Source organism: Paracoccus sp. PAR01 (genome assembly GCF_014851995.1).
Lineage (GTDB): Bacteria > Pseudomonadota > Alphaproteobacteria > Rhodobacterales > Rhodobacteraceae > Paracoccus > Paracoccus litorisediminis.
In genome coordinates this window covers 1-255 of sequence record NZ_JACVAW010000116.1, presented here as the reverse complement: position 1 = coordinate 255, position 255 = coordinate 1, and the positions used below count along the sequence as shown (strand labels likewise).

1 protein-coding gene is annotated in these 255 nt (G+C 66.3%); it reads right to left on the bottom strand.

The annotated features are described in order from the left end of the window. On the bottom strand, positions 1 to 255 hold a 255-nt coding region (locus IB235_RS24930), incomplete at both ends, for a transposase (RefSeq protein ID WP_192339094.1).

Below are 255 nucleotides of genomic sequence, written 5' to 3'. Positions count from 1 at the left end.
CGGGGCGATGGAGGCGTATTTCCCGGCCCATTTCTCCTCGAAGCCGTCGAGTTCCACGGCCGCCATGTCGGCAGTCGGGGCCACGTAAATCCGGCGCAGATCGGCGGCCACAGCCTTGCGGTCCTTCCAGGAGCAGAAGTTCAGGCTGTGGCGGACCAGATGCAGTGAGCCAGCGAAGGCGCCATCGGTCCGAGCCCGCTGGCGAACGCAGGTTTGAACCATGGCGTCCGGAAAGGCGGCGGTGATCGCCTCAGG